Below are 19,444 nucleotides of genomic sequence, written 5' to 3'. Positions count from 1 at the left end.
GCGCCCGCGTCCCGCTTCGCTTTTAAGGCCTTTTTGCATGTCCGATCCTCGTTACCAGGTCGACGTCAGCGTCACCACCCGTTTTCTGGCAGAACAGTCGCAACCCGAGCATGACCGCTTCGCCTTCGCCTACAGCATTACCGTGCACAACAACGGCTCCTTGCCGGCCAGGCTGCTGTCGCGGCACTGGATCATCACCGACGGCGATGGCCATGTCGAAGAAGTGCGTGGCGAAGGCGTGGTCGGCCAGCAGCCGTTGATCGACGTCGGCAACAGCCACAGCTACAGCAGCGGAACAGTGATGACGACCAAGGTCGGCACCATGCAGGGCACCTACCAGATGCTGGCCGAGGACGGCAAACGCTTCGAGGCCGTCATCAAGCCCTTTCGCCTGGCCGTGCCCGGAGCCCTGCACTAATGGCCACGTATGCGGTCGGCGACCTGCAAGGCTGCCTCGACCCGCTCAAATGCCTGTTGGAGCGCGTCGCCTTCGACCCGCAAAAAGATACGCTGTGGCTGGTGGGCGACTTGGTCAACCGTGGCCCGCAGTCCCTTGAGACGCTGCGTTTTCTATACGGCATCCGCCAGTCGCTGGTGTGCGTGCTCGGTAACCACGACCTGCATCTGCTGGCCGCCTGGCAGAACATCGAACGCCTGAAAAAATCCGATACCCTGAACGAAATACTCGCAGCCCCCGATTGCGTTGAACTGCTGGAGTGGTTGCGCCAGCAAAAGCTCATGCACTACGACGAGGCGCGCAACCTGGCGCTGGTCCATGCCGGCATCCCGCCCCAATGGTCCCTGCGCAAGGCGCTCAAGTGCGCCGGCGAAGTCGAACAGGCATTGCGCGACGACAATCTGTTCGCCCCTTACCTGGACGGCATGTACGGTAACGAGCCGGTCAAGTGGGACAACAACCTCACCGGCAGCGCCCGCCTTCGCGTCATCACCAATTATTTCACGCGCATGCGCTTCTGCACCCGCGACGGCAAGCTCGACCTCAAGGGCAAGGAAGGCATCGAGACCGCACCGCCCGGCTATGCCCCCTGGTTCAAGCACGGTGAGCGCAAGACCCGTAACCTGAAGATCATTTTCGGGCACTGGGCAGCACTGGGAGGTGAATGCGACGAGCCCGGCGTCTTCGCCCTTGATACCGGTTGCGTGTGGGGCAGCGCCATGACGCTGATGAACGTCGACACCGGCGAGCAACTGCGTTGCGATTGCGATGAGCAGGGCCACGCCAAAACCCATCACCCGACCACTGCACCATTGCCGGCCGGCACTGCCGTCTGACCGGTGTTGCGCTTCAGGCTACAGGAGTCCCTCATGACCGAATTCAAACGCATCCCCCCGGAACAGGCCCAGGCCCTGCGCGAGCAAGGCGCGGTCGTCGTCGACGTCCGCGACCCAGCCACTTTTGCGGCTTTGCACATCAGTGGTTCCAGGCACCTGGATAACCATTCCATCGCCGACTTCATCCGTGCCGCCGACCTAGATGCACCGACGGTCGTGGTCTGCTATCACGGCAATTCCAGCCAGAGCGCAGCCGCTTATCTAATCAGCCAAGGCTTCAGCGACGTCTACAGCCTGGACGGTGGTTTCGAGTTGTGGCGTGCGACTTATCCGTCAGAAACAGCGCAAGACAATCACGAATAATTTTTTATGCTGTCCAAGCCCGCGTGAACCGTGGGCTTGAGCGATGGCGGACGAACGGTCTGCCATAACTAATTACGTATTCCACCTTTACCTCCGCGATTCCGAACTATCCTTAGCCTCAGGCCATCCAAAACAGGGGAGAGCCGGTACACCGGCGCGCGGGTCATCGGGAGTCAGCTTTCAGGAGCCTGCATTCTTGGAAGCATTCTGGGGGGTAAACGGCAACTGGGTTCCCAGCGGCTGTCCAGCATCGACTGATTGATCCGACACCGGCTCCACGTATCGAGCGAGGTGACGTCATGAGCATTTTTAGCCACTTCCAGCAACGTTTCGAGTCCACGCGGCAAGAGGAATACTCGCTGCAGGAATACCTCGAACTCTGCAAGCAGGACCGCAGTGCCTATGTAACGGCTGCGGAACGTCTGTTGCTGGCAATCGGAGAACCGGAGCTGCTGGATACCTCGGCCAACTCGAGGCTTTCGCGGATTTTTTCCAACAAGGTGATTCGCCGCTATCCGGCCTTCGAAGACTTCCACGGGATGGAAGAATGCATCGACCAGATCGTGTCCTATTTCCGCCACGCCGCCCAAGGCCTGGAAGAGAAGAAGCAAATCCTCTATCTGCTCGGCCCCGTGGGTGGCGGTAAATCGTCCCTGGCCGAAAAACTCAAGCAACTGATCGAAAAAGTGCCCTTCTATGCCATCAAGGGCTCGCCGGTGTTCGAATCGCCCCTGGGGCTGTTCAACGCCACCGAGGATGGCGCGATCCTCGAGGAAGATTTCGGCATCCCACGCCGCTACCTCAGCACCATCATGTCGCCATGGGCGACCAAGCGCCTGGCCGAGTTTGGCGGTGACATCAGCCAGTTCCGGGTGGTCAAGCTCTACCCGTCGATCCTCAACCAGATCGCGGTGGCCAAGACCGAGCCGGGTGACGAAAACAACCAGGATATTTCGGCCCTGGTGGGCAAGGTCGATATCCGCAAGCTGGAAGAATTCCCACAGAACGACGCCGACGCCTACAGCTATTCGGGTGCGCTGTGCCGGGCCAACCAGGGCCTGATGGAATTCGTCGAAATGTTCAAGGCGCCCATCAAGGTGCTGCACCCGCTGCTGACCGCCACCCAGGAAGGTAACTACAACAGCACCGAGGGCCTGGGGGCCATTCCGTTCACCGGCATCCTGCTGGCTCACTCCAACGAGTCGGAATGGCATACCTTCCGCAACAACAAGAACAACGAGGCCTTCATCGACCGGATCTACATCGTCAAGGTGCCGTACTGCCTGCGAGTGACCGACGAGGTGAAGATCTACGACAAGCTGCTGTTCAACAGTTCGCTGTCCAAGGCTCATTGCGCCCCTGACACCCTGAAGATGCTTGCCCAGTTCACGGTGCTGTCGCGCCTCAAGGAACCGGAAAACTCCAACATCTATTCGAAGATGCGTGTGTACGACGGTGAAAACCTCAAGGACACCGATCCGAAGGCCAAGTCGATCCAGGAATACCGCGACAACGCGGGGGTCGATGAAGGGATGAACGGGCTGTCCACACGTTTCGCGTTCAAGATCCTGTCCAAGGTCTTCAACTTCGACCCCCACGAGATCGCGGCCAACCCGGTTCACCTGCTGTATGTACTGGAGCAGCAGATCGAGCAGGAACAATTCCAGGCCGAAACCCGCGAGCGCTACCTGCGTTTCCTCAAGGAATACCTGGCCCCGCGCTACATCGAGTTCATCGGCAAGGAAATCCAGACGGCGTACCTGGAGTCCTACAGCGAGTACGGCCAGAACATCTTCGACCGCTACGTGCTGTACGCAGACTTCTGGATCCAGGACCAGGAGTACCGCGATCCGGAAACCGGCGAGATACTCAATCGCGTGGCCCTCAACGAGGAACTGGAAAAAATCGAGAAACCGGCGGGCATCAGCAATCCGAAGGACTTCCGCAACGAGATCGTCAACTTCGTACTGCGCGCCCGGGCCAACAACAACGGCAAGAACCCAACCTGGCTCAGCTATGAAAAGCTGCGGGTGGTCATCGAGAAGAAAATGTTCTCCAACACCGAAGACCTGCTGCCAGTCATCAGCTTCAACGCCAAGGCCAGCAAGGAGGACCAGCAAAAACACAACGACTTCGTCACACGCATGGTCGAACGTGGCTACACCGACAAACAGGTACGACTGCTCTCCGAGTGGTATCTGCGGGTCCGGAAATCGCAGTAAGCAGCGGCAAGCTTCTAGCTACAGACTGCTGGGAACGGCGTTGAGCCCAAGGCTCGACGCCACACCCCTTGCAGCTTGAGGCTTACGACTTGAAGCTCCCCTGGAGGGGCCTATGAGCTATGTGATCGACCGACGCCTTAATGGCAAGAACAAGAGCACGGTGAACCGCCAGCGGTTTCTGCGGCGTTACCGTGACCACATCAAGAAGGCCGTCGAAGAGGCGGTCAGCCGGCGTTCCATTACCGACATGGAACACGGCGAACAGATCAGCATCCCCGGCCGCGACATCGACGAGCCGGTGCTCCACCATGGTCGCGGCGGCAAACAGACCGTCGTGCACCCTGGCAACAAGGAGTTCACCAGTGGCGAGCACATCCCCCGCCCCCAGGGCGGAGGCGCCGGCAAGGGCCCCGGCAAGGCCGGCAACTCCGGCGAAGGCATGGATGAGTTCGTGTTCCAGATCACCCAGGAGGAATTCCTGGAGTTCATGTTCGAGGACCTGGAGCTGCCCAACCTGGTCAAGCGCAACCTGACCGGCACCGACACCTTCAAGACCGTGCGTGCCGGCATCAGCAATGAAGGCAATCCGTCACGCATCAACATCATCCGCACCCTTCGTTCAGCCCACGCCCGGCGCATCGCGTTGTCGGGCAGCAGCCGGGCAAAACTGCGCGAGGTCAAGGAAGAACTTGCCCGTCTGAAACGCGAAGAACCCGACAATTTTGGCGACATTCAGGACCTGGAAGCGGAAATCGAGAAGCTCAGCGCGCGCATCCATCGCGTACCGTTCCTCGACACGTTCGACCTCAAGTACAACCTGCTGGTGAAACAGCCAAACCCCAGCTCCAAGGCGGTGATGTTCTGCCTGATGGACGTGTCCGGCTCCATGACCCAGGCCACCAAGGACATCGCCAAGCGCTTCTTCATCCTGTTGTACCTGTTCCTGAAACGGAACTACGACAAGATCGATGTCGTGTTCATCCGCCACCACACCAGCGCCAGGGAAGTGGACGAAGAGGAATTCTTCTATTCCAGGGAAACCGGCGGCACCATTGTCTCCAGCGCCCTGAAGCTGATGCAGGAGATCATGGCCGAACGCTACCCCGCCAACGAATGGAACATCTATGCGGCCCAGGCGTCGGACGGCGACAACTGGAACGACGATTCACCGATCTGCCGTGACATCCTGATCAACCAGATCATGCCGTTCGTCCAGTACTACACCTATGTGGAAATTACTCCACGCGAACACCAGGCCTTGTGGTACGAATATGAACGGATTGCCGAAGCTTTTTCCGACACATTTGCCCAACAGCAACTGGTCTCGGCCGGGGATATCTACCCGGTCTTCCGTGAACTCTTCCAGCGCAGGTTAGTGACATGACCGCCAAAAAAGAGCAGAAGCGCCAGCCCATTTCCACCGGCTCCGAATGGACATTCGAGCTGATCAAGGCCTACGACCGCGAAATCAGCCGTATCGCGGACCGGTATGCCCTCGACACCTACCCGAACCAGATCGAGGTGATCACCGCCGAGCAAATGATGGACGCCTATGCGTCGGTCGGCATGCCGCTGGGCTATCACCACTGGTCCTACGGTAAGCACTTCCTCAGTACCGAAAAATCCTACAGCCGCGGCCAGATGGGACTGGCCTATGAGATCGTCATCAACTCCGATCCGTGCATCGCCTACCTGATGGAAGAAAACACCATCTGCATGCAGGCCCTGGTGGTGGCGCACGCCTGCTACGGGCACAACAGCTTCTTCAAGGGCAACTACCTGTTCCGCACCTGGACCGATGCCAGCTCGATCATCGATTACCTGGTGTTCGCCAAGCAATACATCATGCAGTGCGAGGAACGCCACGGCATCGACGCAGTGGAAGACCTGCTGGACTCCTGCCACGCCCTGATGAACTACGGCGTGGACCGCTACAAGCGGCCTTATCCGATTTCCGCCGAAGAGGAACGCCGGCGCCAGAAGGATCGCGAAGAGCACCTGCAAAAACAGATCAACGATCTGTGGCGCACCATTCCCAAGGGTGCAGACAAGTACAACGAAAAAGACAATGCCCGTTTCCCTGCCGAGCCCCAGGAGAACATTCTCTATTTCATTGAAAAACATGCGCCGCTGCTGGAGCCGTGGCAGCGGGAAATCGTGCGCATCGTGCGCAAGATAGCCCAGTATTTCTATCCACAGCGCCAGACCCAGGTCATGAACGAGGGCTGGGCCACGTTCTGGCACTACACGCTGATGAACGATCTGTACGACGAGGGCCTGGTCACCGACGGTTTCATGATGGAGTTCCTGACGTCCCACACCAGCGTGGTGTTCCAACCGGGTTTCGACAGCCCGTACTACAGCGGCATCAACCCTTATGCGCTGGGTTTCGCCATGTACCGCGACATCCGGCGCATGTGCGAAAACCCCACCGAGGAAGATCGTCTCTGGTTCCCGGAAATCGCCGGCTCGGACTGGTTGTCCGCGATTAAATTCGCCATGAGCAGTTTCAAGGACGAAAGCTTCATCCTGCAGTACCTCTCACCCAAGGTAATCCGCGACCTAAAATTGTTCAGCATCCTTGATGATGATCAGAAAGATGACCTGTTGGTTCCTGCCATTCACGATGAGGGCGGCTACCGCATCATCCGCGAAACCCTGGCAGCGCAGTACAACCTGGGTAATCGCGAGCCCAATGTACAGATCTACAGCATCGATCGCCGCGGAGATCGCTCCCTCACCCTGCGGCACCAGGCGCACAACCGCAAACCATTGGGCGACTCCACCGACGAAGTGCTCAAGCACCTGCATCGCCTCTGGGGTTTCGACATCCACCTGGAAACCCTGCAAGGCGACCAAGTGATGAAAACCCATCACGTGCCCCCCAGGAGCGAACAAGCCGAAGGCGACTATGGCCGCCTGGACCTGGCCGTCATTCATCTTTGATCCCGTTTTCGCCTCCGGACGTCTGACGCAAAGGTTATCCTGTCGGACCAACGGAGGTTTTTTATGCAGATCTATAAAGTTGGCGGCGCCGTTCGCGATCGCCTGCTGGGCATTCCCGTCACCGACATTGATCGGGTCGTGGTGGGGGCCACCGCCGAGGAAATGCTCGCCAAGGGCTTTCGCCCTGTTGGGGCCGACTTCCCGGTATTCCTCGACCCGAAGACCGGTGATGAATACGCCCTCGCCCGCACCGAGCGCAAGAGCGGCCGAGGTTATGGCGGCTTCGTGTTCCATGCCAGCCCTGAAGTGACCCTGGAGGAGGACCTGGTTCGCCGGGATTTGACGATCAACGCCATGGCTGAAGACGACCATGGCAACCTGACCGATCCGTACCATGGCCAGCGCGATCTGGAAGCCCGCGTGCTGCGCCACGTTTCCCCCGCTTTCGCCGAAGATCCGCTCCGAGTCCTGCGGGTTGCCCGCTTCGCCGCGCGTTATGCTCCGCTGGGTTTCAAGGTGGCGGACGAAACCCTTGAACTGATGCGCCAACTCAGCGATTCCGGCGAGCTGGAAGCACTGACGGCCGAGCGCAGCTGGAAAGAAATTTCCCGCGCCCTCATGGAAAAACAGCCACAGGTATTTATCCAGGTCTTGCGCGACTGCACGGCCCTCAAGGTCCTGATGCCAGAGGTCGATGCACTGTTCGGCGTGCCCCAACCTGAGGCTCATCACCCGGAAATCGACACCGGCGTCCATACCCTGAGCGTGCTGGAACAAGCCGCCCTGCACCAACAACCGCTGACAGTCCGCTGGGCCTGCCTGCTCCATGACCTGGGCAAAGGCCTGACCCCCCAACACGAATGGCCGCGACACATCGCCCATGAGCACACAGGGTTGAAGCTGATCAAAGCGGTCAACGAGCGCTTCAAGGCGCCCCGCGACTGCCAGGAGCTCGCGTTGCTGGTCGGCCAATACCACACCCATGGCCATCGGGCGCTGGAGCTCAAGGCGTCGACCTTGCTTGAGCTGCTGCAGAGTTTCGATGTGTACCGTCGACCTCAGCGCTTCGAGGAATTCATCGCAGCCTGCGAGATGGATGCCCGGGGGCGCAAAGGGCTTGAAGAGCGAAGTTATCCACAGGCTGATTATCTGCGAGGCGCAGCGGCAGCGGCCCGTGCAGTGGCTGTGCAGCCTTTGCTGGAGAAGGGTTTCAAGGGGCCGGAGCTGGGAGAGGCGATCAAGCGCGAGCGCCTCAGGGTGTTGAAGGCCTACAAGGAAGCGGCGAGCTGACGGGAGTTGTGTCAGTTTGCATTTTTGCTGGATGTTCCGCCGTCATCGCGAGCAAGCTCGCTCCCACAGTAGATCTCGGTTGAACACAAAATATATGCCCGCTGAGATTCTAATGTGGGAGCGAGCCTGCTCGCGATGGCGGCAGACGCTTCACAGCAGATTCGACGGCGTAAGCTGCTGGCCTCGCCACTCGAAAGCCACCGGCGCCAGCACCTGGTCGATTTGCGCTTCTTCCCACAGCGTGGCGAAGCTCTTGCCCACACCCGGATGAATTCGATCCGGCGCGATCAACGACAAAGGCCACAGGACGAAGGCGTTCTTGAGGATTTCCGCGCGCGGCAGGATCAACCCATCGAAGTTGCCGACCTGTTCGCCATACAACAACACGTCGATATCCAGCGGCAGTCCCTTGCGGTCCGGCGCATAGCGACCGTTGTCCGCCTCGATGAACTTGAGGCGACGATCCAGCTCCATCAGCGGCAGATCCGTGAAGGCCGAGACCACGAAATTGAAGAATGGCCCGCTCTTGATACCCACCGGCTGGCTCTCGAACACCGCCGAACAGCGCATGTCCACCAGGAAACCGGCCAAGGCCTCCAGACCGGCGCACAGATGGGTTTCGCGCTCGATATTGCTGCCGAGCCCGAGAAAAACCTGAGTCAGCGACATCCGCGCTCGATCTCCACGCCAACACCACTGGCCGCCGGCACGGCGCCAGGCTTGGTCACTTTCAGACGCAGCCAGGTGATCTTGAACTCATCCATGAGCGCCTGGGCCAGCCGCTCGGCAAAGGTCTCGACCAATTGGAACTGCGCCTGCTCGGCAAACGCCTGGATGCGCGACGACACGCTGGCGTAGTCGAGCGCCAGCGTCAGGTCGTCGCCCGCGGCGGCCGGGCGGTTGTCCCAGGCAAAGCTCAGGTCAAGCCGCAGGCACTGTCGGATGCCTCGCTCCCAGTCGTAGGCACCGATTACCGTGTCGACTTCCAGGCCCTCGATAAACACTCTGTCCAAGCACTCTTCTCCGCAGCACGACAAGGGCGCAATGCGCCGTTAGAATCAGGGCGTCCTCGCCCGGAATAGTTAGCATGTTTTGGTTACTGGCGATTCTCGCCTACCTGCTCGGCTCGCTGTCCTTCGCCATTCTGCTCAGCCGCCTGACCGGTCGCCCGGATCCGCGAATGAGTGGCTCGGGCAATGCCGGCGCCACCAACATGCTGCGCCTGGCCGGACGCAAACTCGCGATCCTGACCCTGCTGGGCGACCTCTGCAAAGGCCTTGTCCCGGTATTGATCGCCAGCCTTGCAGGGCTCTCGTTGCAGCAACAGGCCTGGATCGGCGTCTGCGCCGTTATCGGCCATCTATTCCCGCTGTACTTTCGCTTTCGTGGCGGCAAGGGTGTCGCCACCGCCGCCGGCATGCTGCTGGGGCTGTACCCTCCCGCCGCCCTGCTGGCTGTCTGTGCCTGGCTGCTGACGTTCTACCTGACCCGCACCAGCTCACTGGCCGCGCTGATCGCCACGCCGCTGACCCTGCCGTTGCTGGCCTGGCAGGAACCGGAGGCCTTGCTACCCATGACCGCCCTGGTTGCACTGATCGTCTGGCGTCACCGGGGCAATCTACGCGACCTGTTCGCCGGGCGCGAACGGCATTTTTAAATGACGCTTCACAGGGGCGCCAACTGCTCCATCGGCCAGCGCGCCTGCACGCTGATCGCCAGGCTTTCGTGCTGGCCGGCCTGCAAACGCTGGCAGCCGGCAAAGGCAATCATCGCGCCGTTATCTGTGCAGAACTCCGGCCGGGCGTAGTAAACGTCGCCCTTCATGTCGCCGAGCATTTTCTCCAGCGATGTCCGCAAGGCCTTGTTCGCGCTCACGCCGCCAGCAATGACCAGGCGCTTGAGCCCGGCCTGTTTGAGGGCACGCTTGCACTTGATGGTCAAAGTCTCCACCACGGCCTGCTGGAACGCCAGCGAGATGTCGCAACGGGCTTGTTCACTGTCGTCCCCGGCGCTGACACACTGCTGCCAGGTGTTCAGGGCAAAGGTCTTCAGCCCGCTGAAACTGAAATCCAGGCCGGGACGGTCACACATCGGCCGCGGGAACACGAAACGACCCTCGACCCCTTGTGTCGCAAGCCGAGAGATTTCCGGCCCACCGGGATAATTGAGACCCATCATTTTTGCAGTCTTGTCGAACGCTTCGCCGGCGGCATCGTCGAGGGTTTCGCCGAGCAGCTCGTATTGGCCGATCCCATCGACCCGAATGAGCTGCGTATGGCCGCCCGAGACCAACAAAGCGACGAACGGAAATTGCGGCGGTTGCGACTCCAGCATCGGCGCCAGCAGGTGGCCCTCCATGTGATGCACGCCCAGGGCCGGAATCCCCCAGGCAAAGGCCAGCGCCTGGGCACAAGAAGCGCCCACCAGCAACGCGCCCACCAGGCCCGGGCCGGCGGTGTAGGCGATGCCGTCGATCTCGGTCGGCACGCAGCCGGCTTCAGCCAGGACCTGACGGATCAAGGGCAGCATGCGCTTGACGTGATCGCGGGAGGCAAGCTCGGGCACCACCCCGCCGTAGGCGCGATGCAGGTCGATCTGACTGAACAGCGCGTCGGCCAGCAAGCCGCGCTCACTGTCGTAAAGTGCGACACCGGTTTCGTCGCAGGAGGTTTCTAATCCCAGTACTAGCATGGGTTTGCGCCTTGTAGAGGCTGAATTCGAAGGCGCGCATAATAGTCGCCGCGTTGTGCCCCGACCAGCGGTTTTCGATCAGAGGCTTTGCATTCCGAGCGATGAGGGGTTAACATCCGCAACCCTTAAAAACCGACGTCTTCAAGTGCTCTTTTGCCGCGAGGATGTTGACCCCGGTAATGAATGAAGGTAGCTCTGGATGCCAGCCGTCAAAGTAAAAGAGAACGAACCCTTCGACGTAGCTCTGCGTCGTTTCAAGCGCTCCTGCGAAAAAGCCGGTGTTCTGGCTGAAGTTCGTAGCCGCGAATTCTACGAGAAGCCGACTTCTGAGCGTAAGCGCAAGGCAGCAGCCGCTGTTAAGCGTCACGCCAAGAAAGTTCAGCGCGAACAGCGCCGCGCCGTACGTCTGTACTAATACACAGACGTCCGTAGCAAGCTTCTGCCAAGCCCGGCCTTCAAGCCGGGCTTATGGCATTTGCGGAATAACGCTTGATGCTTCACCGTCAAAGCCGCAGACGCGACCAAGACAACCTGCTTCACCGCGTCAGACCTGGCTCTTTTGCCAGCGGTGCACGTCTTTCCTGACGAGCCTTCCAAGGCTACCGACGAGCACACCCTGATTCCTCTAACGACGATCAGCCCAAGGCACCTGCCTGCGTGCCCGCTTCATGAGCTATCCGAGGCCTGAACGGCCGTTACCGGACTCAGCGCAACACATTCAAACAGTCGAATACTGATAGTTATTAACGTCAGTGGATTATCGGCAGATACACTTCCCGACAGCGATGATGCAGACGACCCGGTCGAGCCACCGATTTAGCGTGCCTCAAACCCAGACCCGGTTACGCCTGCCGATTTCGGGTCCATATTTCGCGCAGTGATGATGAGAACGCCATGGCCGGGCTGATTCCCCAGAGCTTTATTGACGACCTCCTGAACCGCACCGACATCGTCGATGTGGTCAGCTCTCGCCTGCAAATGAAGAAAGCCGGCAAGAACTACACGGCCTGCTGCCCGTTTCACAAAGAGAAAACGCCCTCTTTCAGCGTCAGCCCCGACAAGCAGTTCTACTATTGCTTCGGCTGCGGCGCTGGCGGCAACGCCCTCGGCTTCATCATGGACCACGACAACCTGGACTTTCCCCAGGCCGTCGAAGAACTGGCCAAAGCCGCCGGCATGGAAATACCCCGCGAGGAAAGCGGTCGCCAGCACAAGCCACGCCAACCGACCGATTCTCCGCTTTACCCACTGTTGACGGCGGCGGCGGATTTTTATCGCCAGGCCCTCAAAAGCCATCCGGCACGCAAGGCCGCGGTGGATTATCTCAAGGGCCGCGGCCTGACCGGCGAAATCGCCCGGGACTTCGGCCTCGGCTTCGCCCCGCCCGGCTGGGACAACCTGTACAAACACCTGAGCAGCGATACGCTGCAACAGCGCGCCATGATCGACGCAGGGCTACTGATTGAAAATGCCGAAACCGGCAAGCGCTACGACCGATTCCGCGACCGGGTCATGTTTCCGATCCGCGACACACGCGGGCGGATCATCGCCTTTGGTGGCCGGGTGCTGGGCGACGACAAGCCGAAATACCTGAACTCCCCGGAAACCCCGGTGTTCCATAAGGGCCAGGAACTCTACGGCCTGTACGAAGCGCGCAAGAACAACCGCAACCTCGACGAAATCATCGTCGTCGAAGGCTACATGGACGTGATCGCCCTGGCCCAGCAAGGCCTGCGCAACGCCGTGGCGACCCTGGGCACAGCCACCAGCGAAGAGCACATGAAGCGCCTGTTTCGCGTCGTGCCCAACGTGCTGTTCTGCTTCGACGGCGACCAGGCTGGCCGCAATGCCGCCTGGCGCGCACTGGAGGCCACCTTGCCGTGCCTGCAGGACGGACGCCGGGCACGCTTTCTGTTCCTGCCCGAGGGCGAGGACCCGGACACCCTGGTGCGCTCCGAGGGCACTGACGCGTTCCGCGCGCGGATCAATCAGCACGCACAACCGTTGGCCGATTATTTTTTCCAGCAGTTGACCGAAGAAGCCGACCCACGCTCCCTCGAAGGCAAGGCCCACATGGCCACCCTCGCGGCACCGCTGATCGACAAGGTGCCCGGCGCCAACCTGCGCACACTCATGCGCCAGCGCCTGACCGAGATCACCGGCCTGAACAGCGAAGCGGTCAATCAACTGGTGCACAGCGCCCCCCAGGAGGCGCCGCCGGCTTATGATCCGGGCATCGATTACGACGCGATGCCGGATTTCGCCGACTATCATCAACCCCAGCAGGATTACGCCCCCCAGCAGGAATGGACACCGAAAAAACCCGGCAGTGGCGGCAAGAAATGGGACAAGAAACCCTGGGACAAGAACGGCAAGCGTGGCGATCGCGACCAGCCACGTGCCCCGCGCGTGCCGGCCGCCGTCGAACCACCAACACTGGCCGCCTTGCGCACCTTGCTGCATCACCCGCAACTGGCGGAAAAAGTCGAGGACGCCGGGCACTTCGCCGCCGAGGACCACAGCAATACGCAATTGCTGGTTGCACTCCTTGAAGCCGTGCAGAAGAACCCCAAGTTAAACTCTTTCCAGTTGATCGCACGGTGGCACGGGACCGAGCAGGGGCGCCTGTTGAAGGCCCTGGCCGAGAAGGAATGGCTGATTGAAGGAGACAACCTTGAACAACAGTTTTTCGACACCATTACTAGCTTGTCCGCCCGCCAACGCGAGCGAAACCTGGAACAACTTCTGCGAAAAGCTCGCCAGAGCGAGTTGACCAGCGAAGAGAAAAACCAATTGCGCGACTTACTCAGCCGCAATGTTTGCGCATCAAACCCGACCTCAACTGGCGCGTGAGGTCACAGCTCAGGTATAATCCTCGGCTTGTTTTTTGCCCGCCAAGACCTTCAGTGGATAGGGTGTTATGTCCGGAAAAGCGCAACAGCAGTCTCGTATCAAAGAGTTGATCCTATTGGGTCGTGAGCAGGGCTACCTGACTTACGCGGAGGTCAACGACCACCTGCCGGAGGATATTTCAGATCCGGAACAGGTGGAAGACATCATCCGCATGATCAACGACATGGGGATCAACGTATTCGAGGTTGCTCCAGATAAGGATGCCCTTATGCTGGCCGACGCCGATACCGACGAGGCGGCCGCTGAAGAAGCGGCCGCAGCGTTGGCAGCGGTCGAGACCGACATTGGTCGCACCACCGACCCCGTGCGCATGTACATGCGTGAAATGGGTACGGTAGAGCTCCTCACACGTGAAGGCGAAATCGAAATCGCCAAGCGTATTGAAGAAGGCATCCGTGAAGTGATGGGCGCAATCGCGCACTTCCCTGGCACGGTTGACCATATTCTCTCCGAGTACACCCGCGTCACCACCGAAGGTGGTCGCCTGTCCGACGTCTTGAGCGGCTATATCGATCCGGACGACGGCATCGCGCCGCCTGCCGCCGAAGTGCCGCCGCCGATCGATCCGAAAGCCGTCAAGGCCGACGACGACACCGATGACGACGACGCCGAAGCGAGCGACGACGAGGAAGAAGCCGAAAGCGGTCCGGATCCGGTCATCGCAGCACAGCGTTTCGGCGCTGTGGCCGACCAGATGGAAATCACCCGCAAGGCGCTGAAAAAGCACGGCCGCAACAACAAGCAGGCGATTGCCGAGCTGTTGGCACTGGCCGAGCTGTTCATGCCGATCAAACTGGTGCCGAAGCAATTCGAAGGCCTGGTCGAGCGTGTTCGCAGTGCCCTGGATCGCCTGCGCCAGCAAGAGCGCGCGATCATGCAGCTTTGCGTACGTGATGCCCGCATGCCGCGCGCCGACTTCCTGCGCCAGTTCCCGGGCAACGAAGTCGACGAAAGCTGGACCGATGCTCTGGCCAAGGGCAAGAGCAAATACGCCGAAGCCATTGGTCGCCTGCAACCGGACATCATTCGTTGCCAGCAGAAGCTGACCGCGCTGGAAACCGAAACCGGTTTGACGATCGCCGAAATCAAGGACATCAACCGTCGCATGTCGATCGGCGAGGCCAAGGCCCGTCGCGCGAAGAAAGAGATGGTCGAAGCGAACTTGCGTCTGGTGATCTCCATCGCCAAGAAGTACACCAACCGCGGCCTGCAATTCCTCGATCTGATCCAGGAAGGCAACATCGGCCTGATGAAGGCGGTGGACAAGTTCGAATACCGTCGCGGCTATAAGTTCTCGACTTATGCCACCTGGTGGATCCGTCAGGCGATCACTCGCTCGATCGCCGACCAGGCCCGCACCATTCGTATCCCGGTGCACATGATCGAGACGATCAACAAGCTCAACCGTATTTCCCGGCAGATGCTGCAGGAAATGGGTCGCGAACCGACGCCGGAAGAGCTGGGCGAACGCATGGAAATGCCTGAGGACAAGATCCGCAAGGTATTGAAGATCGCCAAAGAGCCGATCTCCATGGAAACCCCGATCGGCGATGACGAAGACTCCCATCTGGGTGACTTCATCGAAGACTCCACCATGCAGTCTCCGATTGATGTCGCCACTGTCGAGAGTCTCAAGGAAGCGACTCGCGAAGTACTCTCCGGCCTCACTGCCCGTGAAGCCAAGGTACTGCGCATGCGCTTCGGCATCGACATGAATACCGACCACACCCTTGAGGAAGTCGGTAAGCAGTTCGATGTAACCCGTGAGCGGATTCGTCAGATCGAAGCCAAGGCATTGCGCAAACTGCGCCACCCGACGCGAAGCGAGCATCTACGCTCCTTCCTCGACGAGTGATCCTTCAAAACCCCCGGCCCTGCCGGGGGTTTTGTTATGCACAGATAAAATCCCCCTCGTTACACTCCACCACCCTGTTGCCCGTCTACACTCGAATCATCCTCCCCAAGCCATGACGAGACAGTGATGCCCAGACTGACGGCCGCGCTTTTGCTGTCATTGATGACCTGGACCGCAACAGCTGGCGCGTTGACGCTCACCGACGAGGAGCTCCGCTGGCTCAAGGACCACCCCGACCTGCGCCTGGGTGTCGACGCCTCATGGCCGCCGTTTGAGTTTCGCGATGACCAGGGCCGCTATCAGGGCCTGGCCGCCGACTACGTCGACATCATTCGTGAACGGCTGGCCATCAAGCTCACGCCCATCGAGCCGGTCAGCTGGACCGCCGTGCTCGAGCAGGTCGCACAGGGCAAAATCGACCTTTTGCCGGGCATCATGTCCACACCGGAGCGGCAGAATTACCTGGCGTTTACCCGGCCTTACCTGGATTTCCCCATTGTCATCCTGGCCCATCGCGGTGGCGCCCAGCCTCACAGCCTCAATGAGCTGTACGGACTGAAAATCGCCGTGGTGGAGAACTATGCCCCCCATGAATTGCTGCGCAACCACCATCCCGACCTGAACCTGGTGGCGCTGCCCAACGTCAGTTCAGCCCTGCAAGCACTGGCAACCGATGAAGTGGACGCGGTGGTGGGCGATCTGGCTTCCAGCGTCTGGAGCCTGCGCCAACTCAAGCTCGAAGGCCTTTATGTCAGCGGGGAAACGCCTTATCGCTATCAGTTGGCAATGGCCGTCCCTCGAGACAACAAGATATTGGTGGGCATCCTCGACAAAGTCCTGGCAGACATGAGCCCAGCCGAGGTCGCCGAAATCCAGCAGAAGTGGGTCGGCAATGTGCACGACTATCGCCAGCTCTGGTCAGATTTACTGTTTTACGGCCTGCCTGCGCTGCTGCTGATGGTCGGCATACTGGCGGTGGTGATTCGCATCAACCGCCGACTCAGCTCGGAAATCGCCCGACGGGTCGAGCTTGAGCAGGAGCTGCGCAGCAGCGAGTACCATTACCGTGGGCTGGTGGAGAGCCTGTCGGCCATTGCCTGGGAGGCAAGGGTCAGCGATTTCACCTACAGCTACGTGTCGCCCCACGCCGAAGACCTGTTGGGCTATCCCCTCTCCCATTGGCTGGTCCCAGGTTTCTGGCGCAACATCATTCATCCGGCCGACCTGATCCGCGCCCAGACCTACTGCGATCATGAAGTGCTGGCAGGTCGCGACCACTGCGTCGATTATCGCGTGATCACCGCCGATGGCCGCTGCCTGTGGGTGCGCGATATTGTCAGCCTGATCGAGCACGGGCACGAACCGGTGATGCGCGGGCTGATGATCGATATCAGTGAAGCCAAGCGCACCGAGGAAGCACTGCGCCTTTCGGAGCAGAAATTTGCCTCGGTATTCCGCCAGTGCCCGGACATCCTGGTGATTGCACGGTTATTGGACGGTTGCCTGCTGGAGGTCAACAAGGCCTTCGAAGAACAGATCGGTTTGAGTGCCGCCGAGGTGGTGGGACACAGCGCAACCGAACTGAATATCTGGGGCATCCAGGGCGTGGGGCCGGGCCTGTTGCAGCGCTTGCAGGCCGGCAGCATCCGCAACCTGGAAATGCCCTTTCGCCGTAGCAATGGCCAGCTGTTCACCGGGCTGATCTCCGCCGAGCCCTTCGATCTCGACACGACGCCAGCCCTGGTCGTGGTGGTGCGGGACATCAGCCAGCTCAAAGAAACCCAGCAGCAATTGCAGACCTCCGAAGAAAAGTTCGCCAAGGCGTTCCACGCCTCGCCCGATGGCCTGCTGCTGTCCCGGCAAAGCGACGGCTTGCTGATCGAAGTCAACGAAGGCTTCAGCCGCATTACCGGCTTCAACAGCGCCCTGTCGGTGGACCGCTCCACCTTGGACCTGGGCATCTGGGTCAACCTCAACGAGCGAAAGCAGATGCTCAACCTGCTGAAGCGGGACGGCTTCGTCAGGGATTTCAGCTGCCATATCCGTCGCAACGACGGGCAGATCCGGCTGTGCGAAGTCTCCAGCCGCCCGCTGCCCATCGGCAACGAAGACTGCATGCTGACCATCGCCCGGGACATCACCGAACGCCACCTCATGCAGGAGAAACTGCAACAGGCCGCCACCGTGTTCGAAAGCACTGCCGAAGGCGTGCTGATCACCGATACGCAACAGCACATCAGCGCAGTGAACCGAGCTTTCACCGAAATCACTGGCTACAGCGAAACCGAAGCCTTGGGCCATACGCCTCGGCTGTTGGCTTCCGGCCTGCATGACAGCGCGTTTTACGCCGCGATGTGGCACCAGTTGACGGCGGAGGGCCACTGGCAGGGAGAGATCTCCAATCGGCGCAAGAACGGCGAGCTATACCCCAGCTGGCTGACCATCAGCGCGGTGCGCAATCGGGATCAACAGATCACCCATTTCGTCGCGGTCTTCGCCGATATCTCCAGCCTCAAACACGCCCAGGCCCGGCTCGATTACCAAGCTCACCACGACCCACTGACCGGCCTGCCGAATCGCACACTGTTCGAAAACCGCTTGCTGACAGCCCTCAACAGCCAGCAGGAAAACGGCGGCCAGGGGGCTGTGCTGTTCCTGGACCTGGACCGCTTCAAGCACATCAATGACAGCCTCGGGCACCCGGTCGGCGACCTGCTGCTCAAAGGCATTGCCGTGCGCCTGCGCGAGCAGTTGCGCGACATCGACACCGTGGCACGCCTGGGCGGCGACGAGTTCATTATCCTGCTGCCTGGCTTGCAGCAGCCCAGCGATGCCGAGCACATCGCCCAGAAACTGCTGAACTGCTTTGCCGCGCCGTTCCAGGCCGGCGAGCACGAGTTCTTCATCAGCGCCAGCATCGGCACCAGCCTCTACCCACAGGATGGCTGCGACGTCGCCACGCTGGTCAAGAATGCCGACGCGGCGATGTACCGCTCCAAGGCCAAGGGCCGCAACCGGGTGGAGAAATACACCTGTGACCTCACCGCCCAGGCCAGCGAGCGCGTGGCCTTGGAACACGAGCTGCGACGAGCGATCGAGCGCAACGAACTGTCACTGTCCTTCCAACCGAAAATCAGCCTCGCCGATAACCGCCTGGTGGGCGCCGAGGCGCTGATTCGCTGGTATCACCCGACATTTGGTGACGTCCCGCCCGAACACTTCATCCCGTTGGCGGAAGAAAACGGCATGATCCTGCAAATAGGCGACTGGGTACTGGAACGCGCCTGCCGGCAACTGTGCGAATGGAACAGCACCTACGAAAGCCTCGGCCCCCTCTCGGTCAACCTGGCCGGTGCCCAACTGCGCCAACCCAACCTGCTGGGGCGTATCGAGCAACTGCTGCGCGAACACCAGCTCCAGCCCGACTTATTGCAACTGGAAATTACCGAAAACTTCATCATGAGCCAGGCCGAAGAGGCCCTGACGGTGCTGCACCAGTTGAAAAACCTCGGTGTGCAACTGGCCATCGACGACTTCGGCACGGGCTATTCCTCCCTGAGTTACCTCAAGCGCCTGCCGCTGGATATCCTCAAGATCGACCAATCCTTCGTCCGCGGCCTCCCCGACGACCCCCACGACGTGGCCATCGTGCGGGCAATCATCGCGCTGGGCCGCAGCATGCAATTCACCATCATCGCCGAGGGCGTCGAAACCCTGGCCCAGCAGCAATTCCTGACCGAAGAAGGTTGCGAACAGATCCAGGGCTACATCGTCAGCCTGCCCCTGGGCGCCGACGAATTTGCCGCAACGTTTCTTCGTGTGACCGTATCGGATTTTTCGGATAGCACAGCCGAGAAACCGTCGCTATAAT

Annotated in this window: 15 protein-coding genes; 12 read left to right on the top strand and 3 right to left on the bottom strand. The window is 60.2% G+C overall.

Annotated elements, in window-relative coordinates; all coding sequences use genetic code 11:
* Nucleotides 1-37: 37 nt before the first annotated feature.
* From apaG to Q7F16_RS11895, 7 genes are all read left to right on the top strand, one after another.
* A complete protein-coding gene (gene apaG, locus Q7F16_RS11925; protein ID WP_046064555.1) occupies nucleotides 38-418 on the top strand; it encodes a Co2+/Mg2+ efflux protein ApaG in 381 nt (126 codons plus the stop codon).
* Nucleotides 418-1,293, top strand: coding sequence for a symmetrical bis(5'-nucleosyl)-tetraphosphatase (locus tag Q7F16_RS11920; protein ID WP_409555829.1), 876 nt, complete (start codon nucleotides 418-420; stop codon nucleotides 1,291-1,293). Before apaG ends, Q7F16_RS11920 begins: the two co-directional genes overlap by 1 nt.
* 33 nt (nucleotides 1,294-1,326) lie before the next feature.
* Nucleotides 1,327-1,656, top strand: a complete 330-nt coding sequence (gene glpE, locus Q7F16_RS11915) for a thiosulfate sulfurtransferase GlpE (protein ID WP_014340515.1) — start codon at nucleotides 1,327-1,329, stop codon at nucleotides 1,654-1,656.
* 299 nt (nucleotides 1,657-1,955) lie between these two features.
* Nucleotides 1,956-3,878, top strand: coding sequence for a PrkA family serine protein kinase (locus tag Q7F16_RS11910; protein ID WP_014340516.1), 1,923 nt, complete (start codon nucleotides 1,956-1,958; stop codon nucleotides 3,876-3,878).
* 112 nt (nucleotides 3,879-3,990) lie between these two features.
* Nucleotides 3,991-5,262: a YeaH/YhbH family protein gene (locus tag Q7F16_RS11905; protein WP_018607231.1), complete on the top strand. Its 1,272-nt coding sequence runs from the start codon at nucleotides 3,991-3,993 to the stop codon at nucleotides 5,260-5,262.
* Nucleotides 5,259-6,824: a SpoVR family protein gene (locus tag Q7F16_RS11900; RefSeq protein WP_014340518.1), complete on the top strand. Its 1,566-nt coding sequence runs from the start codon at nucleotides 5,259-5,261 to the stop codon at nucleotides 6,822-6,824. Before Q7F16_RS11905 ends, Q7F16_RS11900 begins: the two co-directional genes overlap by 4 nt.
* A gap of 63 nt (nucleotides 6,825-6,887) precedes the next feature.
* Nucleotides 6,888-8,114 carry a multifunctional CCA addition/repair protein gene (locus Q7F16_RS11895; RefSeq protein WP_409555828.1) on the top strand — a complete coding sequence of 409 codons (1,227 nt, stop codon included), beginning with the start codon at nucleotides 6,888-6,890 and terminating at the stop codon, nucleotides 8,112-8,114.
* Between the two features lie 150 nt (nucleotides 8,115-8,264).
* Here Q7F16_RS11895 and folK read toward each other — a convergent pair whose 3' ends face one another.
* Nucleotides 8,265-8,783 (bottom strand): 2-amino-4-hydroxy-6-hydroxymethyldihydropteridine diphosphokinase, encoded by a 519-nt coding sequence (gene folK / locus Q7F16_RS11890; RefSeq protein ID WP_046064551.1) that lies wholly within the window; start codon nucleotides 8,781-8,783, stop codon nucleotides 8,265-8,267.
* Nucleotides 8,774-9,127, bottom strand: coding sequence for a dihydroneopterin aldolase (folB, locus tag Q7F16_RS11885; RefSeq protein ID WP_018607238.1), 354 nt, complete (start codon nucleotides 9,125-9,127; stop codon nucleotides 8,774-8,776). The genes folK and folB overlap by 10 nt, the downstream gene beginning before the upstream one ends.
* Nucleotides 9,128-9,201: 74 nt before the next feature.
* On the opposite strand from folB, the gene plsY reads away from it, so the two are divergent.
* Nucleotides 9,202-9,771 carry a glycerol-3-phosphate 1-O-acyltransferase PlsY gene (plsY, locus tag Q7F16_RS11880; protein ID WP_046064550.1) on the top strand — a complete coding sequence of 190 codons (570 nt, stop codon included), beginning with the start codon at nucleotides 9,202-9,204 and terminating at the stop codon, nucleotides 9,769-9,771.
* 8 nt (nucleotides 9,772-9,779) lie between these two features.
* On the opposite strand, the gene tsaD is transcribed toward plsY, so the two are convergent.
* Nucleotides 9,780-10,805 carry a tRNA (adenosine(37)-N6)-threonylcarbamoyltransferase complex transferase subunit TsaD gene (tsaD, locus tag Q7F16_RS11875; RefSeq protein ID WP_014340523.1) on the bottom strand — a complete coding sequence of 342 codons (1,026 nt, stop codon included), beginning with the start codon at nucleotides 10,803-10,805 and terminating at the stop codon, nucleotides 9,780-9,782.
* 199 nt (nucleotides 10,806-11,004) lie between these two features.
* Between tsaD and rpsU the strand changes: the two genes are divergently transcribed.
* From rpsU to Q7F16_RS11855, 4 genes are all read left to right on the top strand, one after another.
* Entirely contained in the window at nucleotides 11,005-11,220 is a 216-nt protein-coding gene (gene rpsU / locus Q7F16_RS11870; RefSeq protein ID WP_002551877.1) for a 30S ribosomal protein S21, read from the top strand.
* A 479-nt stretch (nucleotides 11,221-11,699) separates the two neighbouring features.
* Nucleotides 11,700-13,658, top strand: coding sequence for a DNA primase (dnaG, locus tag Q7F16_RS11865; RefSeq protein WP_024616738.1), 1,959 nt, complete (start codon nucleotides 11,700-11,702; stop codon nucleotides 13,656-13,658).
* Between the two features lie 67 nt (nucleotides 13,659-13,725).
* Nucleotides 13,726-15,573 (top strand): RNA polymerase sigma factor RpoD, encoded by a 1,848-nt coding sequence (gene rpoD / locus Q7F16_RS11860; RefSeq protein WP_046064549.1) that lies wholly within the window; start codon nucleotides 13,726-13,728, stop codon nucleotides 15,571-15,573.
* Nucleotides 15,574-15,699: 126 nt separating this feature from the next.
* Nucleotides 15,700-19,443 carry a bifunctional diguanylate cyclase/phosphodiesterase gene (locus Q7F16_RS11855; protein ID WP_409555827.1) on the top strand — a complete coding sequence of 1,248 codons (3,744 nt, stop codon included), beginning with the start codon at nucleotides 15,700-15,702 and terminating at the stop codon, nucleotides 19,441-19,443.
* The last annotated feature ends 1 nt before the right edge of the window (nucleotide 19,444 follow it).

The sequence above is a fragment of the Pseudomonas sp. Lb2C2 genome (assembly GCF_052112205.1).
GTDB lineage: Bacteria > Pseudomonadota > Gammaproteobacteria > Pseudomonadales > Pseudomonadaceae > Aquipseudomonas > Aquipseudomonas kilonensis.
This window is presented reverse-complemented; position numbering and strand designations above follow the sequence as displayed.